This window comes from Gammaproteobacteria bacterium (assembly GCA_034522055.1).
Classification (GTDB): Bacteria; Pseudomonadota; Gammaproteobacteria; order JAABTG01; family JAABTG01; genus JAABTG01.
In genome coordinates this window covers 3,435,628-3,456,483 of the sequence record JAXHLS010000002.1, presented here as the reverse complement: position 1 = coordinate 3,456,483, position 20,856 = coordinate 3,435,628, and the positions used below count along the sequence as shown (strand labels likewise).

The window sequence follows — 20,856 nt, the reverse complement described above, 5'->3', positions numbered from 1 at the left end:
GGCGGCTTCTAGCGACGCATTCCTTTGCCGACTGTCGCTTTTGCCATAGCGCCGCCCCGCCGTCCGGCATCCTCGCCAGTTTGTGTGAGGGGTGCTGAGGCGCTCGTTATCGATCGCCCGACCTTCACCCCCACCCACGCCATCATCCCGCTCCAGAGCAACGGCAGCCCCAGATAGAGGCTGGTCGTGATCATATTGAGCAGCATGCGCTTGGCGTCGTGCTCGCCTGGGTTGGCGAAGATCTGCAGGAACACGTCCACGTCCGGATACATGGACTGGATCAGATTCTGGTCCACCCACATGGCCAGGTACCAGAGCACGCTCCAGAATTTAATCGTGAAGATGGCCATCGCCCCGACCGCCATCATGGAGAGCGAATAGCGGGAGAGGACGACGATCATGGGAAGCAAGGCGTAGACACCGAGTAGCATCAGCGCCTGGACCATGGGTAGCGCCTGCAGCACGGCGGTCATGGTCACCGAGAAGAGCGCCGAGGCGGTGATCACGCCGCCAGTGGTGAGTCCACCTTTGACGATATTCTCGGCCGTGGCGAGCCATCCGGTGCTGGCCGTGTTGCCGGCGACGAGTTCGTTGCTCGACCAGGACGGGGGCGCGTTGTTGAGCACCGTCCGGACGACAGCATCTTCCTGCTGTTCGCTGGCCAGGATGGGGGCGACGGCGACGACCAGACCGGAGAACCCCGCCGAGGTCGCATCGGCCTCGACGATCAGTTTTTCGCGCAGGCCCTGGGCGCCGTCCTCCCACCACTCCTTGCAGGTCGGCTTGCCCCAGGTGGGCGGCGTTGCGGGGTCGTACTCGGTGTCGCGGGCCGGGTTGTAGGTCCACCCTGGGATCTGTTTCGTCGGGCGCAGGGTGTCGTAGTAGCCGGCGGTGTCGCGATAGACGTGCGAGCCCATCCAGTCCGGATCGTCCTCGCCGTAGGTCGTCAGTATCCCGGCGACTGCGGCCGTCGCGGGCCGCTGGGCCTGATACTTGGAGCGGGCCGGCACGTAGCACTCACTGAAGAAATCGCTGGTCTCCTGGCGCAGGCGCGGGTCCGCGATGGTGGCGAGCCGTGCCTGTTGCTCGTAGGTGCGCAGGTCGCTCGCCGCGGGCAGGCCTTCGACGACGGCGTGATTGAAGCCCGAACTCATGGCCAGCACGGCATACCACCAGACCGGGATGTTCACGGTCACTGGCGATCCGTTGAATCCGGTCGCGCCATAGGTGCTCTGCGGCGCCGCCACCGTGGCGGTCGCCGGCGTGGGATCGGTGAGCGTGGGCTGCGGCTCGTAGCTCAGGGTGCCCGCATTCAAGGGGGTGAGCGCCGCCGGCTGTCCGGCCAGCACCACGACGAGCAGCGCCAGGAAGAGCTCGATCTCCATGCGCCGCAGTGAGAGTCCGGTGGCCGTACCGAATTGCCCACCCTCGGCGGGATCGCGCCAGTTATCGATGAGGATCCCGAGGAATGGCAGGTAGACAATCCCGGTGCCGACCAGCACGTCCCACAGCACGCCGTAGAAGGCCCAGCCGAACAGGGTCGTGAAGAGCTCGAGGTAGCTGTCGACACTCATGGGAAGGAGCCCGGGATCGTGCCGAGAAAGCGCCCCATCAGATTCTGTCCGAGGACGAGCTCGATGACGAACAGCCAGCCGACGACGCGCCAGCGCAGTGCCATCCAGCGTGACCGTTGGCTTTCGGCCCCATCGCGGCTGCCCCACCACAGTGCGGGCAACCGCGGCCAGGCGAGGGCAAGCAGGGTGATCAGCGCGAGGCGCAGCCAGCCGAGGTACGGTTTCACCTGCCCTACCCGCTCCGACACGACCGCCAGCGAACCGAGCCCCACCGCCTGCCACAACAGCAGGCCGACGGCGATCACGCCGGCGAGCGCGACCAGCGACAGCGTGAAGAACCAGCGCCGGCAGATCGGCAGGGATCTACTGCACGCGGCCATGGATCAGCGGCCTCGGATCGGTGGGATGAGTCTGGGGGACATCGAGAGAGGCCTGGCGACGCGCGGCCGCCCGTTGCAACAGCACGATCAGGGTGTCGGAGACCACCTCGCGGCGCACCCGCGTTTCGAACAGGAGGCTCTCGATCTCCTTGTCGAGTTCGGTAATCGCCGTATCGGCATGCTGGCGTGCGACCTCGGTGGCGTACACCTCCGGCACCTGGCGGCCCGACAGCAGTAGCCGCCGGGCGTACAGGGCCTTCTCCACGGTGCGCGCTTGGCTTACCTCGGCGACCAGCCGGCCGATGATAAGCCCCTGCTCGGTGGCCGGCATCTCGCGGATGGCCTCGATGACCTGACGCGTCACGGCAACGCCCGGGGCCGTGATCCGTTCGAGGTTGGCGAGGGTGGGCGGGGCTGCACCGCTGACCAGGTTTTGCAACTCGACGGTCACGCCGGCCGCCTCGCTGTGGAGCTTGGGCAGCAGGCCGGTGCCTGGAATGCTGTCCTTGCGGCAGGTGTCGCAGGTGGTGACGATGTTCTCGCCCACCACATCGACCACCCAGATCCGCGCCGCCGCCGGCGTCGGCCAGATCTCGGAGAGCCGCGTGGCGGAAGCGGCCGGCACCGCGGCCGTCGAGGTAATCGGCCGGTTCATGTTGATGTTGTAGCCCGCCTGGACGATGTCTCCGGTGAAGCGCAGGGTCGGCTGCCCCGCTCCACCGGCCTGGCCACCGATCCACGGCACACCGTTATCGCCGTTGGACGCCTCCACCGAGTCTTTCGCGGTGACAGCGTCGTTGCCGCCGATCCCCATCTGCACCTTCCAGTCATTGCCCTTGGAGAGCGTGATGAGATCCGCGTAGGGGTTCTTGCCCTGGGCGATTTCGGCCTCCATCTGCTCGCAAGATTTGGTAGCGAGCTTCATGGTCTCTTCGGCCTTCAGCAGCGCGTTCTGGAACAGATCGTAGAGCCCGGGATTGGCGCGCTGCAGGATCAGCGCCGGCAGCGCTGCAATAGCCGAAGACGCGGCCGCCGTCATGGCGCTCATCATGTCGTCCGCCCCGGACTTGATCTCGTTCAGGGAATGGGTCACCGCGCGCACCGGATCGAACTTGCCGCAGCTGTAGCCGAGCCCGAGTTGTGCCGAGCCGCCCAGGGTGACCGAGACCACCGAGGGATTCGCCGGGGCGGACACCGGCTCTGCCCCGCCGATCTCGTAGTACCAAAGGCCGTCTTCCGTGGGCCCTTGCGCGGCATGCACCGAGGGACTTGCCAGCAAGAAGGTGAGCAGCCCGGCGGCCAGGGGGCGATGTCGTCCACGGCCGGTTGTGATCTCGCAGTGCTGTGCTGGGTGAGCGATCATGGCGGATAAGCGAACCAGTCGATATCGAACAGGAACCACTGACCCCGGCGGCGGCAGCATTTATAGGGGCGCCAGAGGTTCCAGGCGTAGTCGCCGGCGGCGTCCACCCGCCCACCGCCCCAACCGCCGATACTGTTGAGATCATTGGTGCCGAACACCCTGCAGCTCGACTCAGGCCTCGGGACGAGCATCTGCCAGGTTCCCGTGCGATGGTTCTTCTCCATCAGCGGACCGGGCGGCCAGACCTTCTGGCCTGAGAAGAATGCGAACCACCTGTTAAGCAGGTTCCCGAATCCGTCATCGACCCAGCGGTCGAGGATCCGGGTGACATCGTTATGCATGTAGGAACTGCCGGAGAGTGGCACGTAGACATGGGGCTGGGCGGCCCGGGTGACGATGTCGCCGGCCCTTTGGGCATTGATGGCCGCGGCTTTGGGCTCCTCCGCCTGGGTCGTCCAGCCGGTGCGCGGATGAACGTTGCCCCACGTCTGCAGGGGCCAGCTGCCGATTTCGCGCAGGCCGGGGATCCAGCTCGCCGGATAGAAGATCTCCGGCACCTCCTGCCGCCAGGACAAGATATCGAGGGCCGATTGGAAGTACGGGAAGAAGGGTGTGGTCTGCGACTGACACAGCAGACCCACGCCAGCCGCCACACCGGCCAGGGACCCCATGGGATGGCCGATGGCATCGGTCTCCCGAAACACCATGTTCTTGTGGCCTCGCGGCTCGGAACGCCCCTCCGTGCGATTGCCCGCACTGTCGATGGGGACCGGCAGCAATGATCCCAGGAGCCCGGTGGCCGCGGCTTTCTGGGCAAGCCCCAGCGACGCGCGGATCTCCGCCCAGGGGTTGCCACCCAATTCGTTATAGGCGCTGACCACCAGATCCGGGTTGTAGTGCCCGACCTTGAGCGAAGTGCGCACGCGGCAGCCCCGCCAGCCGCAGCGCAGCCAGAAGCACAGGCCCACCGGCATCCAGCGCATGCAGGTCAGCGCCCCGGCCGTGGTCTGGGCGACGATTCCAGGAGTGGTGATTGTCGCCGCATGAGTCATCAGCGGCACCTGCAGCAGCAGGACCAGGAGGAGCGGTGTGATGCGGTAACGCCTCATCGCGCCTGGCCCTCACGCCAGAATGCGTAGCGCTCGAGCGCATCTTCGAGATCCGTCACGCCATAGATCACGGCGCTACCATCAAAGACGACGGCGGGATAACAATCGACGCCATACTGCACGGCCCTGGCCAGGCCCATGGCGGCACTTCTGGCCGGCGCCATCCGGGTGTCATCGAGCTGCTGGATGCGCCGGAGCGCCTCCGCCTTCGCGGCCTCCGGATCCGCTGGGAGATCTGCGGATAACCCCGATTCGAATCGCCCGAGGCCATCGACGGTGTAGATCGTGACGGTGGCTGATCGAAGGCGCCCCTGATCCGCACCGCTGATCGCCCGCTCGCTCGTGGTGAAGGCCTCGATGCTCAGCACCTCGCCCGCCCAGACCGGAGTGCCGAGGACCATAAGCCCGAGGACCCTAAGCCCGAGGACCAATAGCCCGAGGAGCTTCAGTCCAACCCGCATGGGAGAGGGGATCAACATGTCATTGTCATTGGTCGTGAAACGGTGGCGCCATCGTCCCCATCGACAGGGAACCGTGGAAGGGAAAACCCCTGCGGCACGGCGTCTGGTTTCTGGGCCACGGCACGGATCTCAGCCACCGCGTTGCGCCGCGATCCGCTCCGCCACGATGTGGACCGCCTCGAGCTCGGTGCAGCCGCGCTCGCGCATGATCGCGGCCCGCTCGGCCTTCTCGTGCTTCTCGGTCATGGCGAGCGCCAGCGACAGGGGGGGTGGCACGTTGCGGAACAGGGCCTCCAGGTTGTCCGCCAGCACGACGCCCTCGACGTACTTGCCCGGCTCCTTGCGGGCCGACAGCAGGAGGCTGCGCTGCTCTTCTGTCAGATCCTTGAACCGCGCGATCTGCTCGACCTCCTCCTTGGGCATGACGAGGCACAGCCACCATTCCATCATGTTGAGCATCCGGCGGCTGGCGTCGGGGAAGTCCTCGAGGTTCTGTGTCGCGATCCAGAACCAGGCGCCGAGCTTGCGCCACATCTTGGTGATCTTGACGACGTAGCGCGCGAGCAGCGGGTTCGTCGTGATGATGTGCCCCTCGTCGGTGACGACGAGGGTGGGCCGCGCGTCGCTCTGGTGGCGCTCCACCAGATCGTTGATGTGACTCATCATGGAGATGTAGGCCACGGTCAGCTGATCTTCGTAACCTTCGCGGGCGAGCATGCCCAGCTCGAGGATGGTGACATCCGCCGCCGGCCAGGGCTTGCCGGGCCGGTCGAAGAAGTGGCCGGCGAGGCCCGAGCAGAAGAGCGCCATGCCGTCGCCCATCTCGAGCGCCCGGTTGCGCCGGTGCTCCGGCAGGCCCGGATCGCGGCCGATGATGGTCAACGCCGCGACGACGTCCCGCGTGAGGACCTGGTCGCGCCCTTCGGCGGCCACGGTCTTGGCTGATAACAGAATGGCATTGCGGATCAGCAGACGATCGGCGCGAGTCATGCGGGCGTCCTCGCGTTCATCGCCACCGGTGATCATAATGCGCGCGGCGATCTCCATTTCACCGAGGATGTCGCGGCCCGGGCTTTCGGCATCGTCACCGTCGTCGTCTTCGTCCGGCACGTCGAGCGCCTCGGGATCGGTAACGCGTTTCACACGTCGATCCGTGTAGAAAAGACGCAGCGCGTCCGCGAACGGCGGCAGGCTCACATCCGTACCCGGGTTCAGGGTGACTTGATTGACTGTGAGCCCCTGGCTCGCAAAGTGCTGACCCAGGAGGGCAAACGAGCCCCCGGCCTCGATGATGAAGATCCGCGGGCGGTGCACCGCCGCCATCTGCTGCAGCAGATAGACGAGCAAGGCGGATTTGCCGGCCCCGGTGGGTCCCAGGATCAGCATGTGCGCGTTCTTCTTGCGATCCGCGCGGTGCAAGGGGTCGAACACCAGGGGCTCGGCGCCCCGGTTGAAAAACACGAGCCCCGGATGGCCGGTGCCACGCGAGCGGCCATAGAGGGGCAGCAGGTTCGCGATGTGCCTGGAGAAGACCAGGCGCGAGCGGCGACTGACGCGGTCGAGTCGGGCGTCATAGGCCATGGGCAGATTGCGCAGATAGCTGTCGAGGGCCAGCAGATCCGCCTCCTGAGCGATGGGCTGCAGGCCGTTGGGCAGCAGCAGGGCATTGATCTGGTTGACGTGGGTGCGCAGCGCCGCGAGATCCTCGCCGCGGACGTAGAACGCCAGCTGCAGGGGATAGAGTTTGTTGCCGGTCGCCATTTCGCGCTCCACCGCGGCGGCGTCCTCCCGCGTCAACTCGGCTTCCGCCGAGTCGCCCACCGCGGCGCGCTTGACCAACCCGATGTGGTTCCGCACCACATCCTGGGGCTTCACGATGATGGTGAGCACCATCACGGTGTGCTCAGGCATTCGATCGAACAGGGAGAACACATGATCGCCGGATGGGCGTTCCGCGGTCATGTGGCCGATGTCGGGCGCCCGCCGGAGCCCCTGCACCGTGACGAGGGTGTGGGGCAGCCCATCGAACCACCAGGTTGCCGAGTCGTTGTCCGATTTGGGACAAGAGAGGGTCAGCAGCTCGCCGAGATCCGCACCGAACGGCAGATCTTCATCGCCGGGGTATGGGGCGGCAGCCAGCAGTTGCTCCACCGCGCCTTCAGCACACTCCGGGCGCGGGTTGAACCAGGGCAGCAGCCAGCGGTAGAGATCTGCCCCCGTGCCGCGCCGGCAGCGGATCCCGGCCGCGGCGAGGGCCGCAGTCCACTTGGTGGCGACGTCGTTGAGTTCGGCCTCCACTTCGAGCGCGCTTGGGCTGCGGCTGCGCGGATTCAGTCGCCGATAGAGCACCGCCCGCACCCGCCGCACCTGGCCACGCCAGACGGTACCGGTGAGGGCTGAGTCCTCGAACAGGCCACCCGGGCGGCTGATGTGGGCGCAATGGGCCTTCAGCACTTCGAAGTAATGGCGGGTGTACGCACTCTCGCGCGCGCCCGGCGGCAGGTAGGCCTCGAACTCGCGCAGCAGATCCGACAGGCTCGGCTCGTCCTGCACGTAGATCTGGAGGATCCAGGGCGCATCCATGAGCTCCGGGATCGCCTCGGTGATCGCGGTCTGGAGCGCGTCGCGCAGCTCCGCCATGAAGCCCGGCGTGCGGGCCTCGGTGCCTGCGGGCGTCAGCTCGAAGAGGGCGCCGACGCTCACCCCATCTTCGAGCAGGAAGCAGCGGCTCTCCGGCAGGTACTCGACCCAGGGCAGAAAGTCGGTGAAGGACGGCGGCCGGGCGTACAGGGCCTTCACCTCACGCGTCGTCAGGGGACGTGCCGCGGTCGCGGCCCTGCTCGAATCGGCCGTCGAAACCGTGCGCGGCGCGGTCAGGGAGAACTTGGGCATCCTCAACGCTGCCCGCTCGGGACTTCGCCCGGCAGTGCGTACTCGACCCGCTCGTAGAGGGTGAAGGTCGTGGCATAGCCCGGCACGGGTACCCGCTCGGCATCGGCGAGGTGGGGGAATACGTACATCACCAGGGTCGGGTTGGGCAGCCGCGGGAAGAGGGTCTCGAGCTCGGTGTGGGCGGTGCGCGAGTACCCGGCCAGGTCGACATCGTCATCACCCAGGGGCCGCGTGCCCAGCTCCCGACGGACGGCCAGTGGACCATCGGCGCCCATGCCCGTGAGGTGCCCGTCGTAGATCGCCTTCATCGACGGACCGTCCTGCGGCAGCACGGACTCCTTGGTGCCGGCGCACCCGCCCAATAGCAGCATAGGCGCGAGGCTAATCCAGACGATGGTGACGATCGGTCGCAGTCGAGCGTGCATGATTGAGTTTCCTGCCTTCGGTATGGAAGTCGATGGCGAGTTCGCGATCGACGTGAATGGCGACTCCCGTGCCAGCCGGCACGAACACGGCATCGAAGCTCTGGGACTGGCGTTCGAGCAGCCACTTGGCCACTTCCTCGCTGCCGCCGGCCACGGTCTTGCCGAGCATGTAGGTCCCGACATCGCCGGTGACGCTGTCGGTCACGCTGCCGAGGTCACTGATCACCGAGGTCGTCTCGGCGGCGGCTGCCGCGTCGGCCGCGGCCTGGATGGCCTGCACGCCGATCCGCTGGGTCAGAAACGACGCGGCGTTGGTCTTGCGCTCACCGCTGATGCACGGGATCCCCTGGGGATCCGAGATCCAGCCGAGGGCTTCGTTACGTCCGCCCTGGCCACTCGCCCGCCCGCTCACCTGGCCGCTGCGATCGTCGCTCGAAATCGTGCGGATGGTGCCGTCGTCGAACACGAAGGTGACGGACTCGAGCCGACCGGTGACGCAGGACAGCGTCCAGTCGCCGACCGCGGTACCGCTCCAGACCATGCCTTGCACGCCAGGCACCGTCAGGCCGTTGGCGGCCAGGTTGTCGCTGCCGGTGATCACCTTGAACGGCATCGGATCGCGGACCTGGCCCTGGATCGGGATCCGGCCCACCAGTGCGGTCATGGCCGTCGAGCCCATGAGCGTGGCGTTGCGGGGGACCGTGTAGGCAGGTCGGCTCTTCCGCGCGTCCACTCGGTCTCGCGCGTCGGTCACCGCCTGCGCGGTGCGCGTCCGGGCACCGTCGAGATAGCCGCCCGCCGTCTGCCCGGCCCGATCCAGCAGCCCGGACTTTGTTGCGGTCGCGGCCGGCGCATCGAGCGGTTCTACCCAGATGAGGCCGGGCGCCGGCCCTTGCGCGCCCCCGAGGCCGTCGAGACCGAGTCCCACCGGGATGTCGGCACCGCTGCCCGGCCCCACCCGGGCCACGGACGCCGCCAGCCGGTCGACCCGATCGGTCAGCGAGGCGAGCACGCCGGAATCGATGCGGCCCTGGTTCTCCGCGTCGCGCTCGCGGGACAGCAGCTCCCGGCGCAGCCGCGTGGCGACGTTCTCCTCGATCTGGGTGCGATGGGCGACGAGGTTTTGATTCTCCCTGGCCAGGGTCGCATTCTCGCGGCGCAGTGCCTCGACCTCCGTGGTCATGGCGGCCACGTTGGCCGTGAGGGTTTTGATGGTGTCGGCCGGCGTGTCGGCATCCGGGGCCGGCGCCGTCGGCACGCGGTCCAGCACGGCGCCGCTACCCTCGTCCTGGGAGCAGGATTTCAGCGTCACGAAGACCAGCATCAGTACGACGGCGCCGCCGAGGAGGGGCAACAGGCGATTGGCGGTGGCGGCAGGCATGGTCGATTACCGCAGCGAGACCGCGAAGGGCCGATCTGAGATCAGGTACACCACCGTGCCATCGGCCTCGCTGCCGGCCTCGTGCAGCCGGTTGTGCTGGAAAGTCGCGGTGAGCCAGCGGCCGCGCAACGTCCGCGGATCCAGGATCTGCGGCTGGTGGGTCTCGTTGGTGAGCTTGGCGACGGTGATATAGAGATCGCCCGCGCGCCAGGCGATGAGGGGTAAGGCCTCGACGGCGCCGCCGCGCACCAGTGCCACCGGCTCGCGCTTGATGGGCACCCGATTGAGGCCGGGGAGGTCCTGGAGCAGTCGCGCCGGGGCGTACATCTGTTGGGCGGCGAAGCGTGTCAGCGTCACGTAGCCGTATTGCGGTGGATCGGGGGCCTTCGTCGACGCCGAGTCGTTGGCGGGCTCCTCGTCTGGCAGATAGATCCGAATGGGGCTGTTTCCGTCGCCCTCGGCCACTGCGGACAGGTCGAGCAGGTAGATCGGTCCGTTGCCCATCCCCCGCACGATCACGCGGGTGGCGGCGAACGGCTGGTTGGCCAGCAGGTAGAGCGTGCCGTCGATGCTCTGCACGCGCAGCGCCCCCTGGATCTGCGGTGGCACGCCAACCTTGACGCCTTGCGGAAAATGGACGAGCCGCTCGGCACCGACGGCGAGCTCGATGCCAATCGGTGTCTTGCGCCAGGCGATGCGCTCCGGCACATCGGGCGCCGCGTTGACGCCCGCTGTCTGCAGCAGGAGGAGTGCGGCGAGCAGGGCGGACATCCACCACCGCCACTCGGGCGTTGCGACTCCAAATGCGCTATGCACCACCATCGGTACCCCCCGTGTCCCCGAGTTCGGCATCGGTGAGCCGCCGCGGCCCCTCGGCGCCGAATCCGTCCAGTGCCAATCCCCAGGGGTTGGCCTCGGGATCGACCGCGTAACGCACCACGCGCAGCGGGTAACGGATGGCGGTGCGCTTGACCGTCATGCCCTTCACCGACTCCAGGAGATCGAGATCCAGCCAGACGATCCAGGCATCCTCGTTAAGCAGGTCGACGCGTCTTTCCTCGTAACCGTGGCCGGGGATCTCTTGGACACCCCGCACGCGGTAGGCGAGTTCACCCTGGCGGCCCTTCTGCTCGAGCTCGGCGGTGAGCATCGCGCGATAACGGGGCGTGAGGTAAGGCGAGATCCGGAAGATGGCGCGGCCATAGTCCGTGGCACCGTCTTCCGGCCAACGGTTGAGCTGCTGAAAGATGTAGAAGGCAAAGGCATACACGTTGGGTGGCGACACCTCTTCCACGGCCAGCACCGCCCCCGAGCGCAGATCGGGCGGGATGTGGACGGTCATCTGCTCGGGCGCCCGGCTCCAGCCGAACCAGAGTGCGGCGATGATGACCACCTGGATGGCGATCACGGCCCACAGCGAGCGCAGGTGGGCGCGGACGTTATCGATCTCGTGCCGGTAACGTCGCATGTGCCGTCCTGCCGATGTCCCACGCGCCGCTCCGACGGACGAAGGGCGCGCGTCGCATGCCGCGGGCGTCGAGCCAGAGCACGACGCGCTGCTGGTAGTAGCCGTCCGGGCGGTTCCTCTTCAGGCGCTGGAACAGACTCGCCATCAGCAGCACGGTCGCGACGATGCCGACGCCCGCGATGCCGAAGCCCATCGTGACGGCACCCGCGAGCCCCGCCAGGATCAGACTGGCGGGCAGCCACAGCAGCAGCGAAACGCCAACGATGACGCCCAATTCGCTCGACGAGCAGCCCTTTAAGATCGCGGGCTCGGCATTCAGCCGATCGGCGAGGATGTCGTGACGGTCCGCCATGGGGAATCAGATGACGCCGGCCGCTTCGGTGAGCAGGAAGCTCGCGAAGATCAGCACCACCGCCCCGACGATGCCGAGCACGCCGACCTCGGCCCACTCCGCCTTGCCCTGGCGCGCCTCGTTGAACTTCGCGAACGCCAGGTACGCGACCCAGAGGAAGCCCAATACCGCAATCGCGAGGCCCAGCACCAAGCCACCGTCCTTGATGTAACCCTGGATCAGTCCAATCCAATCGCCGGCCGCCGGCGCGGTGCTCGGCGCGACCGGGGTAGGCAGTGCCGCCGACACGGGCATACTGGCGGCGAGACCCAGGAGGCCCAGCAGGGCCACCGTCCTCTTCTTCCCTTGTGCGAACATCATCATTTCTCCGAATTTGCAGGGCAGATCCCTGATCACCACATCCCGGGCGTCGCACCCGGACCGAGTCGGTTCCGGTCACCCCGTCACCGCAGATAGAAACCAAGCACGAGCAGCACGATGCTGGCCCGCAGCGCCGCCCACACGAGGTCGAACAGCGCGACCTGACCGTCCTGCCAGGCCCTGAACGTCCCGACGGTCACCCACATCACCCAGACGAAGACCAGCACCAGCACCACGCTCGCGATGGTCGTCAGTAGCGTTCCCGGCGTGACGCCCGACCCGGCCTGGAACGCTGCGCTCTGTGCGGGCGTCACTGGCGGTAATCGCCGCGTAGCGGCGGAAACGTCCGCGGCTCGTTGCGGGGTGCGTCGATGTGTTCCTGGACTCCGCGGCGGATCCGCTCGAAGTCCTGGCGGAGCCAGTCGTAGCGGAAGCGAATGCGGACGTCGGGGCTGGACTGGGACGCAGCCGTCGCGACGAGCGGCTCGAGGGCTTCGATCTCGTAGATCAGGCGTGCGAGGGCTTCGCGTTCGGCATCGGGATCAGCGAGGGCTGTGTTGCCGAGGAGCAGGAGGCCGACAAGCGATGCGAGCACTTTGGCGTGGCGGGGGGCGGATTTGGATTGTGCGCGGTCCATGCGGCGTATCGTGCGCAGGCCGCACGGTCCGTAGTAGCGAAAACGGCATCAAGGCATGTCGCGGTTTGCGGCCGGGGCATACGACGCCGAGGCGCGGTTCAGCCGTTAACAATGGCTGCTGTTCAGCCGCTACGGGCGGATACGCCTGGGGCAGCCCGGCGACCAGCCGCGTTTCGGGCTGACGTCCTGGTTCGCCATGCTGTTCAGCGCCGGCATGGGCATCGGGTTGGTGTTCTGGAGCGTGGCCGAGCCCATCCTCCATTTCCAGAAGCCGCCGACGGGCGCTGGCGGGACTCCGGTAGCAGCCCGCTAGGCGATGATCTACACCTTCTTCCACTGGGACCTGCACGCGTGGGCGATCTACGTGGTGCTCGGTCTGTCGGTGGCCTATTTCCGCTATCGCCACCGTCTGCCGCTGACCATCCGCTCCATTTTCTATCCTCTGCTCGGAGACCGGATCTACGGCCCCATCGGCCACCTCATCGACATCCTGGCGGTGTTCGGCACCCTGTTCGGTCTGGCCACCTCACTGGGCTTCGGTGCCATGCAACTCAACACCGGGCTGAACCTGCTGACCGGCATGCCGGTGTCGCAGTGGTCACAGGTCGGCATCATCGGCGACATCACCACCATCGCCGTGCTGTCGGTGATTTCCGGGCTGAACCGCGGACTCAAGTGGCTGAGTGTTCAACCTCGACCTGGCCCTGCTACTGCTCGCATTCGTCCTGCTGCTCGGGCCCACGCTGTTTCTGATCCGCTTCCTGCTGGACGCCACCGGGGGATAATCTGCAGCAGATCATCGAACTCAGCCTGGCCACCGACCCCATGCAAGGCTCGGAGTGGCAGAAGAACTGGACGATCTTCTACTGGGGCTGGTGGATCGCCTGGTCTCCCTTCGTGGGGATCTTCATCGCCCAGATCTCGCGCGGACGGACCATTCGCGAATTCATCCTCGGTGTGCTGATAATGCCCACCGCCTTCGTGCTGTTGTAGATGGCCACCTTCGGTGGCACCGCCCTGGAGATCGCCCTGGGAGAAAATGGCACCGGAATCGCCGCCGTCGTGGCTAAGGACACCACCGTGGCGTTGTACGTCACGTTGGCGCAACTGCCTCTGGCCGAAATCACCTCGGTGTTGGCGACCCTGCTCATCGCCACGTATTTCATCACCTCCTCGGATTCCGGCACCCACGTGGTGGACGCGCTGATCTCCCGCGGCAGCAAGCGCTCCCCGCGGCGCCAGCGCGTGATCTGGGGAATCACCGAGGGCGCAGTGGCCGCAACGCTGCTCCTGGTAGGTGGCGCTGACGCACTCGCCAACCTGCAGACCGCCTCCATCACCGCGGGCCTGCCGGTGGCGGTGATCCTGGCGTTTGCCTGCATCAACCTCGAGCGGGCCCTGCTGCGCGAATACCGGGTGGAAGGGGTGGAATCGCCGTGGAAATAGCTCGGATATTGCACGAGGGCGGGCTGAACAGCAGAGGAGCTTCTCATGGAAATCACCCAGCAATTCTCAGGGATCCTCTCATTCTTTGAGCCTCTTAAAATCAACATGTTACCGACGGTCCGTTGGCCCCGGGCTCCCCTGTCTCAACGGGAACTCAGACACCTAGCACGTCGCCTCGGGAAATGAGGGGATCCCTGAACCAGCAATCCCGTTTCGACCGCTGGCGACAAATGCTGGGGCCGCCGCGGCGAACAGCACCGCAGCGGAAACTCGAGAGAATACCAATAACCTCCTTGCTTGTTTAACATTCATATTTTCTTATATAAAGTGCTCGCCGCGCTCAAACCGCGGGCTCGTCCAACACCGGGATAAGATCGCGGCTACGCGCGACCTATCCTTATTCGTTGGACATTCTTTGGGGCCGGGCTCATACAATGCGTCCGAGGATCACGTCCGGAGGCAGATAGGCGATGAGGTCCGTGGATCGCGCCCCGGCCTGCCGAAGCCAAGAGTCGAACCAGATAAACCATGCCAGCAGTGCATTTTCGTCCATTTCCCCAACCTCCGCGGGCTCTGGGACTAGGTGGCTAAGGTCGGCTCCATGCTTTGCATGTAGTTGGCCGCGGAATGAACTGCTTGGCTGCCCGAGCTTCGAGAGCTCAAGGTACGAGCCAGCGCGGGCAACCAGACGGTCTGGAACCAATAACAAGTCAGGCTGCTCACCGCGCAGCACATCTGAGAGCGCCGCTGCGAGATTCTTCTTAAGCGTGACAGCCTTCGCTGAATCGAAGGACCATATGACAAAGAGGGAGTCAAAGATCCTTTGGTTCTGCCCCGTTTCACAGAACCTCCGCTTGAGTGCTTTGAACCGGCGACACTTTGCGATGGCGTCCTCGAGATCGGACGGGCTGATGGTCGTCTTTACTTCAATGAGTGCGTATACCGCTTCAACCGGCCAAAGCTGATTGCGCTGACTCGCATGAAGAGGAGCGTTGTTCAGTGCGTCAACCACTACAAGGTCTGCTTGATTGGAGAACGCCCCATCGTGCGATATCACCATTCCACTGCTTATCCCAAAGCGTTTTGGAAGGTGATCCTCAAGAAAGTGAGCTACAAGATCCTCGCGGTTCTCACCGGCAGACAAGTGATGGCTCGCGTAGTCGCGCCGGATCGAGGCCGACCGTGCCCGCATCTCCCGTGCGACATCTGCCAAGTACGCTGGTAGCACCACAAGTGAATCCCTCCGTCCAACGCTGCGCATCACCGGCAGCAAGAAGCAGAGCGACGAAGGAGCGGCGCTTTTTGCTGTCCGAGCGCATGTGATTGTTATAACTTACTTTCCGGCAAGCTTTGCTGCTTCTTCTATCCACTTAGAAAGAACTTCATTCAAAATCTTCTTCCCAATCGCCATTAACGCCTATTGAGGCTTCTTCGTAATCATCATTTGGGCTCACAATTTGTAGCAGCCGCTCACCTTGTGAGAGCAATTGATCGTACGTCATGACGGTAACGCTCGAAAGGCGATGATTGAGACCGTGCAAAGCCCTTAACTGTGGATCTGGCCAGTCGCTAGACCTTCCTATGACAATAATTGCCCTTGGATGATAGGCCACGATTTCTGGATGATCTCGTAATCCGCTGGCCGCAACCTCGTGAAGGACGTCCAAATACCTATGACATTGGCCGATTGCCTTCGATACATCAGCTGACCAGAAGTAGTTACGATGAGCTTGATCGTACCTGAGCACCTGCATATCAGGCCTTTTCAGTTCAACTAAATCTCGGTAGCCAGCAATCACAGTAGGAAGCAATAAATCGAGATTATCACTGGCAGTAATATTGCGCACTTCATCGTTTACGACGTATGCGCTACCGAAGGCCCAAGCGTGGTACTTACACCATTCTTGATAAATTTGTTCATCGGTCAAGCCTTGGTTCAAATTTTTTCGCAGTTCTGATACAGCCGATTGCATTTCCCTGACCCGTATAGCACCACGCAGTGAGTTAACGAGCACATCGCTCAGCTCGGCTCCAGCTAGATGCTGAACAATGTCTTCTTGCCCCAATACTCGCGTAAGTGCAGAAGCCACCAACGCAGGATCGTGTTGACCAATATCAGTTGCGCCTTCAGATACCCTTAGAAGAAGAAAATTTCCATCTTGGTTTTCAGTGGCAACTGCCAAATGCTGTTGTAGAGAATTGAGCAACAACCTTGAGGCCGCTTCATTGAGAGTGAGTGTTTTTTCTTCGTTTATCAACCAGCCTAGCGCACCACCCTCTTTTTTGTAGGTTGTCAGTTTGATCGAGAGCTCAGAATGATCTGAGTGTGGAATGAAGAAGGGCGTGAGCGTTACCCGTGATCGAGACGTTTCATGAAGTACGACAGAATCGCCATAACTCACTCGCCCGGAGGATGCGGCTCTCCTGTTGACATTCCCAATTGCCTCGTCACCTGACATTTTTATCCTCTAAGGCCCGGCATGCACGGCCGACAGGCTGCGTAGTGGACTGGCGGTCCGAGTGAGCGAAGCGAACGCTGCGATGCCGTTGTTATGCATGACTCGGGCTTGTACTGGGCCGAACCAGCTCTAGTCGGATTCGAACGGATTCAGCGTCGATCTTCTCGACCCTGAAGTCTTCCCACACCTCGCGGACCGGCCTGGGCATGGAATCGAGAGCGATCGAACCCGTGTGCCCCGAGCTGATCTTCTGCCACAGCGGGTCGATGATAGAAGTAACTTGGTCAAGAGCGTGTCTCTGCCATGGTGGGTTCTCGGTTGTTTCAGGATGCGCCCCCGACCAATGCAAGTACTGAGACAACTTACCCCACGACTTTCGCAAGTCCGTGATGTTCCATCGGTTAAGCCTTGGGAGCCCGGGCAAGAGGGATCCAACGATCGTGTTGAATTCCTGCAATCGATCGTAGTCGGGGACAAGGCGGTTGAGCACCTTGTCGAGCTTCCTTGGTTCCAAAAGGCATCGCTTATACGAATCTTGGTCCAACGCGCCGCCGGCGGTAATGACGAGCTGTTCGAAAATGAGGTGTTCGATTGACAGCCTTGCGTCGATGCAGGCGTAGTGGAAAGGTGCGAAGTCACCTGAACGGTGCGCGAGATCGAGCCACGATGCGGCGCGGTATCCAAAGCCCTGAGCATCATGGTAGATGTGCTCCGAGACGATCTCCTGAGCCGTACGGTTCCTGTGACTAGGTGCGGTCATGCATAACGCTCAGTTGGGCGCAATTTCCATTGACGTCGTTGCTTCTAAATCCCGAAAAGCGAACGGTATCTTGCGGAAGCGATGCTCTCATTTAGATCTATGAGTTGAACGGCGTTGCCTAGATTTTTCGCGAACGCCTTGTCCAGCGTTACTAAATATGCGTTCTCAATGCAGGCTATACAGGCAAATACCAAATCTGCCCCTCTCAATCGATCGAAACCGGGCTTCTCATGTAGCTTGTAGCTTTTCTCGATAAGTCCGCGATCTACGTCATAGAGAACGGCATTCTCGTCCATCAGATAAAACTCGCGCAGTATCCGTTTCCCTTCTCGATGCATCCGTGAAGCAGTCGCAGACACTTCAAATACCGCCAAACTCGGGAAGATGTTTTGGTATGGGCCAGGTATCCAGCCGTCAGAGAGATCCTTTATGAGGCTGTAGCCTGGCGAGTATCCGGTGTAATCCGGATCCTTAATGTTGATTATTGCGGAGGTGTCCCAAACGAACCTCTGCATTGGGTCTACCTCGCTAGCTGGCCCTGACTCCAATTACGGCTCCGTCGTAGGGACGCCGGTTACCCGGCGCCCCGGTACAGTCCCGGACGTGCGGTTTTCCCGCATCCGGTTCCTCGGTTGTACTCGCTTTCGCGCGGACCTTCACAGTTACCCGTTACAAGGCCCAGTTGCTATTGCCCGCAGTGAGGTGGGCTCATGTTGATCCGATCCAACGTGTCCGGCACGAGTTTCCTTTGCGGACTGCATACTCCCGTCGGGTCCTTCGCCTTGTGGCTGGCTTTCCCAACCTCCGACTATTATACTCGATAAGACACCCCGTTCGCATGCGGCCGTTCCCGGCCTACCTGTCCGCTCCCTGTTCGGCCCCTCCACCCGAGCATACGCCGTGTCCAGGCTCTTCACCCTTGCGTGTCCCAGCTCTGTCGGTTTCATGGCTTCACCTCGTTCAGGAGCTTGCGGGGCTTCCCGAGTTCTACGGCGCCTCTCTTCCTGCATGCCACGGCCTGTGGACTCCGGCGGACCTCCACACCCAAGCTATTCCGGGTGCTTCGTGTTGTCTTCCAGCAAGTTAAAACTGTCGACATCCGCAATAAGCTTATGGGTGCGGCTCTTTTGGGACGACATCCACCAGCCCCTATGCGGCCAGGCAGCACGGCTGGCCATACCCGGTCGGATAGTTGCGGCGCCGCTCTTGGCTGCGATGGAATGCAAAGTAGTCCTGTAGGTCTCCGCTGGCATGCAGGGCACGCAGCTTGAGGATGGCCTCAGCACCCTTCAAGCCCCATCGGGCGCCGGTGATTTCCAGGCGGTCCTTGACCAGGTAACGACAGGCACCCTCGATGACGCCGGTGGCGATGGGCCATCCGTGGGCCAGTGCCTCGGCATAATCCAGGCGCGCCTTGTTCTTGAGCAGGTAGCGGGCACAGGTGTCCACGGCCTTGCGCCGCGCTGGCGTCAATCCCTGGCGTGTCGCGCTGCGGCGCATGCCGGCAGCCACGCTGCTGGCCTCGCTGTGCAGGACGCGCAGAGCCCGCTCCATGACCCACTGCTCGGCGCCCTGCGAGCCCGCGGGATGGAAGCAGTAAGCGGCCTTCCACAGATACTCCAGCACATGGATGAAGTCCTGGATGACCACCACGTCGCCCCCGTAACGCGCGATGCACCCGTTCACGATGTCCAGCTGCTTCTCGTGCCCGTCTACGAGCACCAGCCAGCGCCGCCGGCGCTCTGGATCACGCCGGGCAGCCTCCTGAAACAGGCGCTCGATGACCATCTCCGGGACTCCTCCAGGCTGGCCCATACCCGTTTCCCTTCAGGCCGGGGCCGGGCATCGCCCGAGCGCTCCTCCACACCCATGATCTGCTCGGCACTGCGCCAGTGCGGCGCCACGTCGTAGATAGCCGCCACGGTGGCCATCCGCTTGCGGTTGCGCTTCTCGCCCCGGCTCAGCCGCGTCTTGAGCTTGTGACAAGCGCTCTGGGCCGCCTTGCGGGTCGCCGGACGCAAATCCTCGGTCCGCACCACGATACCCTTGCCGTCCGCGCTCATCACCAACAGATCGGTGTCCTCGGCCGGTATGCCCGCACGGCACTGATAATAGGCGTCAAAGTCCTCCACCACGACCGTAGACAGCTGCTCGGCTTGGCGCTTGGGCACATGGCCTCCTGTGTTCTGGCGCACCGCGCTGACCGTCTCGTCGAAGGACGCCTTCACCACGGCCTTGACCACCCGCTCACGCAGACCGTGGGAGTACTTCTCCCGCGGCAGGTTCAGCGACTCATCCAGCGGAAAGACGCTCGCCAATCCCCGCTCGCTGTAGCCTTTGCGCCGAACCTCCACGGTCCCGAACACGGTCTCAAGCTGCCGGCTGCGGTCGCCGCGACACTCCCCGCGCACTTGGCCATCGGCACCTGTCATCGCGCTCACACGCACCTCGTTATGTGTGCGCAAATCTACGTAACCCTGCATCAAGCGTCGCAGAACTTCCCATCCTTCCTCCTCAATGAGCCGTTCCACCTGGCCGTGCTCCAATGCCTCGTTGTCCGCGCTGCAAAGCTCACCCACCAAATGCTCAAACCCCTCTCGGGCCGCTGCAAACTCGTCAAATCCATCCACCTTGGTATACGCTGTCATCGTCGGAAGGGCCTCCCAGTGGTACATAACGGTTTCGTAGCTTGTTACATACCATCGGCTGGCCCTTTCGGCTACCCCTAATCACGCTATCTCATTGATTTCATTGCGTCCTAAAAGATCTGCACCCTAAGCTTATTTCGAAGCTGTACCAGCACTTCAGAGCCTGCCCTCGCGAAAGCGGGGGGTGCGCGACCACCCCTACGGCCTACAGGATTCTCTGTGTACGCTGACCTCACTTGTCGTTTGCGGGTTGCCCAGCTCCTCATTGAGATCAACACTCGATACGGGTGGGTGGCTAACCCTTGCGACAGGGACTTCCACCCCGCAAGAGACGCCGAGCTTTGCTCGGCGCGACAACGCTCAAGCTCAGTGGCACTTGAGGCGGCGCCAATGGCTGCGTTAACGGCCAGGGACGACCGGTCGATATCCGCCACAACGCCTGATTGGAAATCAGCCTCCGTAATCATCGCCTTCTGTAAGGAAGGTCGTCGCGGTATTAGGCGGTTCCGAATGTGTACTCATATCTGAACCACCTATATCTGCGGGCGGTGGTGGTTCTGGAACGTCGACTTGAGGTTCGGCCGGGGCCGGGTCGGGTGCCGGATCAGACGGTGTTGTTGCCTTAGACATTGTGGTCTCCTCGGTTGGGATCTGGATGGTGGCCTGAACCATGGTGAGGACTGTCGTAACAATCGCGAGAACGAATGACGCGATCATAAGCCACGAGGTCACTCGGAGAATCCTCGCACGACTTCGATTGGTTCGAAAATTGTGCGCATACGCGTAATCAATTTTAGCAATGTGGCCCGAAAGAAACGAACTGTACACCTGAGGCCGTGAAGTCTTCAGGAGCTTATAGGCCTCAGCCGAGAACTCACCCCATCCTTTTTCTGGTATGGCCCGATACCCCTTTCTTGCTGGTATCGCATATAAACAAACTCCAAACGCGATTGCGGCAAGTAGGCCGCTTATGCCACCGAATACCACTGCGCACCGGCTCTCAAGTAGAAACGCATGGTAGCGGTCGAACGCAGCACCATATGCACCTACCAGGGCCGCGGCAACCCATAGGTACGTGCGGCCGACATTAAGCTGATGCCTGTTAATGTCCAGAATCCCAGCCCAGTAATCCCGGAGCACA

18 protein-coding genes and 2 pseudogenes are annotated in these 20,856 nt (G+C 63.4%); 1 reads left to right on the top strand and 19 read right to left on the bottom strand.

What is annotated here, in order from left to right; translation table 11 throughout:
• Positions 1-8: 8 nt before the first annotated feature.
• The 14 genes from U5S82_16660 to U5S82_16595 form a co-directional block, all read right to left on the bottom strand.
• Positions 9-1,574 (bottom strand): conjugal transfer protein TraG N-terminal domain-containing protein, encoded by a 1,566-nt coding sequence (locus tag U5S82_16660; GenBank protein MDZ7753234.1) that lies wholly within the window; start codon positions 1,572-1,574, stop codon positions 9-11.
• Positions 1,571-1,954, bottom strand: a complete 384-nt coding sequence (locus U5S82_16655; GenBank protein ID MDZ7753233.1) for a hypothetical protein — start codon at positions 1,952-1,954, stop codon at positions 1,571-1,573. The genes U5S82_16660 and U5S82_16655 overlap by 4 nt, the downstream gene beginning before the upstream one ends.
• A complete protein-coding gene (locus U5S82_16650; protein MDZ7753232.1) occupies positions 1,938-3,317 on the bottom strand; it encodes an integrating conjugative element protein in 1,380 nt (459 codons plus the stop codon). The genes U5S82_16655 and U5S82_16650 overlap by 17 nt, the downstream gene beginning before the upstream one ends.
• Positions 3,314-4,426, bottom strand: coding sequence for a TIGR03756 family integrating conjugative element protein (locus tag U5S82_16645; GenBank protein ID MDZ7753231.1), 1,113 nt, complete (start codon positions 4,424-4,426; stop codon positions 3,314-3,316). Before U5S82_16645 ends, U5S82_16650 begins: the two co-directional genes overlap by 4 nt.
• Positions 4,423-4,827 (bottom strand): TIGR03757 family integrating conjugative element protein, encoded by a 405-nt coding sequence (locus U5S82_16640; protein ID MDZ7753230.1) that lies wholly within the window; start codon positions 4,825-4,827, stop codon positions 4,423-4,425. The genes U5S82_16645 and U5S82_16640 overlap by 4 nt, the downstream gene beginning before the upstream one ends.
• Positions 4,828-5,016: 189 nt before the next feature.
• Entirely contained in the window at positions 5,017-7,779 is a 2,763-nt protein-coding gene (locus U5S82_16635; protein MDZ7753229.1) for a conjugative transfer ATPase, read from the bottom strand.
• Between the two features lie 2 nt (positions 7,780-7,781).
• The gene (locus tag U5S82_16630; protein MDZ7753228.1) at positions 7,782-8,150 is read right to left on the bottom strand and encodes a TIGR03751 family conjugal transfer lipoprotein; all 369 of its coding nucleotides are present in this window, start codon (positions 8,148-8,150) and stop codon (positions 7,782-7,784) included.
• 10 nt (positions 8,151-8,160) lie between these two features.
• Entirely contained in the window at positions 8,161-9,585 is a 1,425-nt protein-coding gene (locus U5S82_16625) for a TIGR03752 family integrating conjugative element protein (protein ID MDZ7753227.1), read from the bottom strand.
• 6 nt (positions 9,586-9,591) lie between these two features.
• Entirely contained in the window at positions 9,592-10,356 is a 765-nt protein-coding gene (locus U5S82_16620) for a TIGR03749 family integrating conjugative element protein (protein MDZ7753226.1), read from the bottom strand.
• Between the two features lie 37 nt (positions 10,357-10,393).
• Complete coding sequence (locus U5S82_16615; GenBank protein ID MDZ7753225.1) at positions 10,394-11,053, bottom strand: TIGR03746 family integrating conjugative element protein; 660 nt, start codon at positions 11,051-11,053, stop codon at positions 10,394-10,396.
• Positions 11,025-11,405 (bottom strand): TIGR03750 family conjugal transfer protein, encoded by a 381-nt coding sequence (locus U5S82_16610; GenBank protein ID MDZ7753224.1) that lies wholly within the window; start codon positions 11,403-11,405, stop codon positions 11,025-11,027. Before U5S82_16610 ends, U5S82_16615 begins: the two co-directional genes overlap by 29 nt.
• A 6-nt stretch (positions 11,406-11,411) precedes the next feature.
• Positions 11,412-11,768: a TIGR03745 family integrating conjugative element membrane protein gene (locus U5S82_16605; GenBank protein MDZ7753223.1), complete on the bottom strand. Its 357-nt coding sequence runs from the start codon at positions 11,766-11,768 to the stop codon at positions 11,412-11,414.
• An 80-nt stretch (positions 11,769-11,848) separates the two neighbouring features.
• Complete coding sequence (locus tag U5S82_16600; protein MDZ7753222.1) at positions 11,849-12,079, bottom strand: TIGR03758 family integrating conjugative element protein; 231 nt, start codon at positions 12,077-12,079, stop codon at positions 11,849-11,851.
• Positions 12,076-12,402 carry an RAQPRD family integrative conjugative element protein gene (locus U5S82_16595; GenBank protein ID MDZ7753221.1) on the bottom strand — a complete coding sequence of 109 codons (327 nt, stop codon included), beginning with the start codon at positions 12,400-12,402 and terminating at the stop codon, positions 12,076-12,078. Before U5S82_16595 ends, U5S82_16600 begins: the two co-directional genes overlap by 4 nt.
• 112 nt (positions 12,403-12,514) lie before the next feature.
• Here U5S82_16595 and U5S82_16590 point away from each other — a divergent pair.
• Positions 12,515-13,848 (top strand): annotated as a pseudogene (locus U5S82_16590) (BCCT family transporter).
• Between the two features lie 427 nt (positions 13,849-14,275).
• On the opposite strand, the gene U5S82_16585 reads toward U5S82_16590, so the two are convergent.
• The 5 genes and pseudogenes from U5S82_16585 to U5S82_16565 all read right to left on the bottom strand — a co-directional run bounded on the left by U5S82_16585 (position 14,276) and on the right by U5S82_16565 (position 19,697).
• Positions 14,276-15,061, bottom strand: a complete 786-nt coding sequence (locus U5S82_16585; protein ID MDZ7753220.1) for a DUF6602 domain-containing protein — start codon at positions 15,059-15,061, stop codon at positions 14,276-14,278.
• A 169-nt stretch (positions 15,062-15,230) separates the two neighbouring features.
• On the bottom strand, positions 15,231-16,307 hold the full coding sequence (locus U5S82_16580) for a DUF4263 domain-containing protein (GenBank protein ID MDZ7753219.1): 1,077 nt from the start codon (positions 16,305-16,307) through the stop codon (positions 15,231-15,233).
• 91 nt (positions 16,308-16,398) lie between these two features.
• Complete coding sequence (locus U5S82_16575; protein MDZ7753218.1) at positions 16,399-17,067, bottom strand: hypothetical protein; 669 nt, start codon at positions 17,065-17,067, stop codon at positions 16,399-16,401.
• 44 nt (positions 17,068-17,111) lie between these two features.
• Positions 17,112-17,582 carry a PIN domain-containing protein gene (locus tag U5S82_16570; protein MDZ7753217.1) on the bottom strand — a complete coding sequence of 157 codons (471 nt, stop codon included), beginning with the start codon at positions 17,580-17,582 and terminating at the stop codon, positions 17,112-17,114.
• Between the two features lie 634 nt (positions 17,583-18,216).
• Positions 18,217-19,697: pseudogene (locus U5S82_16565) on the bottom strand (ISKra4 family transposase).
• Positions 19,698-20,856: the final 1,159 nt, after the last annotated feature.

Coding starts and splice junctions, on each gene's coding strand:
- U5S82_16660 (MDZ7753234.1), bottom strand. CDS start 1,574: ATGAGTGTCGACAGCTACCTCGAGCTCTTCACGACCCTGTTCGGCTGG.
- U5S82_16655 (MDZ7753233.1), bottom strand. CDS start 1,954: ATGGCCGCGTGCAGTAGATCCCTGCCGATCTGCCGGCGCTGGTTCTTC.
- U5S82_16650 (MDZ7753232.1), bottom strand. CDS start 3,317: ATGATCGCTCACCCAGCACAGCACTGCGAGATCACAACCGGCCGTGGA.
- U5S82_16645 (MDZ7753231.1), bottom strand. CDS start 4,426: ATGAGGCGTTACCGCATCACACCGCTCCTCCTGGTCCTGCTGCTGCAG.
- U5S82_16640 (MDZ7753230.1), bottom strand. CDS start 4,827: ATGGTCCTCGGCACTCCGGTCTGGGCGGGCGAGGTGCTGAGCATCGAG.
- U5S82_16635 (MDZ7753229.1), bottom strand. CDS start 7,779: ATGCCCAAGTTCTCCCTGACCGCGCCGCGCACGGTTTCGACGGCCGAT.
- U5S82_16630 (MDZ7753228.1), bottom strand. CDS start 8,150: ATGCTGCTATTGGGCGGGTGCGCCGGCACCAAGGAGTCCGTGCTGCCG.
- U5S82_16625 (MDZ7753227.1), bottom strand. CDS start 9,585: ATGCCTGCCGCCACCGCCAATCGCCTGTTGCCCCTCCTCGGCGGCGCC.
- U5S82_16620 (MDZ7753226.1), bottom strand. CDS start 10,356: ATGTCCGCCCTGCTCGCCGCACTCCTCCTGCTGCAGACAGCGGGCGTC.
- U5S82_16615 (MDZ7753225.1), bottom strand. CDS start 11,053: ATGCGACGTTACCGGCACGAGATCGATAACGTCCGCGCCCACCTGCGC.
- U5S82_16610 (MDZ7753224.1), bottom strand. CDS start 11,405: ATGGCGGACCGTCACGACATCCTCGCCGATCGGCTGAATGCCGAGCCC.
- U5S82_16605 (MDZ7753223.1), bottom strand. CDS start 11,768: ATGATGATGTTCGCACAAGGGAAGAAGAGGACGGTGGCCCTGCTGGGC.
- U5S82_16595 (MDZ7753221.1), bottom strand. CDS start 12,402: ATGGACCGCGCACAATCCAAATCCGCCCCCCGCCACGCCAAAGTGCTC.
- U5S82_16580 (MDZ7753219.1), bottom strand. CDS start 16,307: ATGTCAGGTGACGAGGCAATTGGGAATGTCAACAGGAGAGCCGCATCC.
- U5S82_16575 (MDZ7753218.1), bottom strand. CDS start 17,067: ATGACCGCACCTAGTCACAGGAACCGTACGGCTCAGGAGATCGTCTCG.
- U5S82_16570 (MDZ7753217.1), bottom strand. CDS start 17,582: ATGCAGAGGTTCGTTTGGGACACCTCCGCAATAATCAACATTAAGGAT.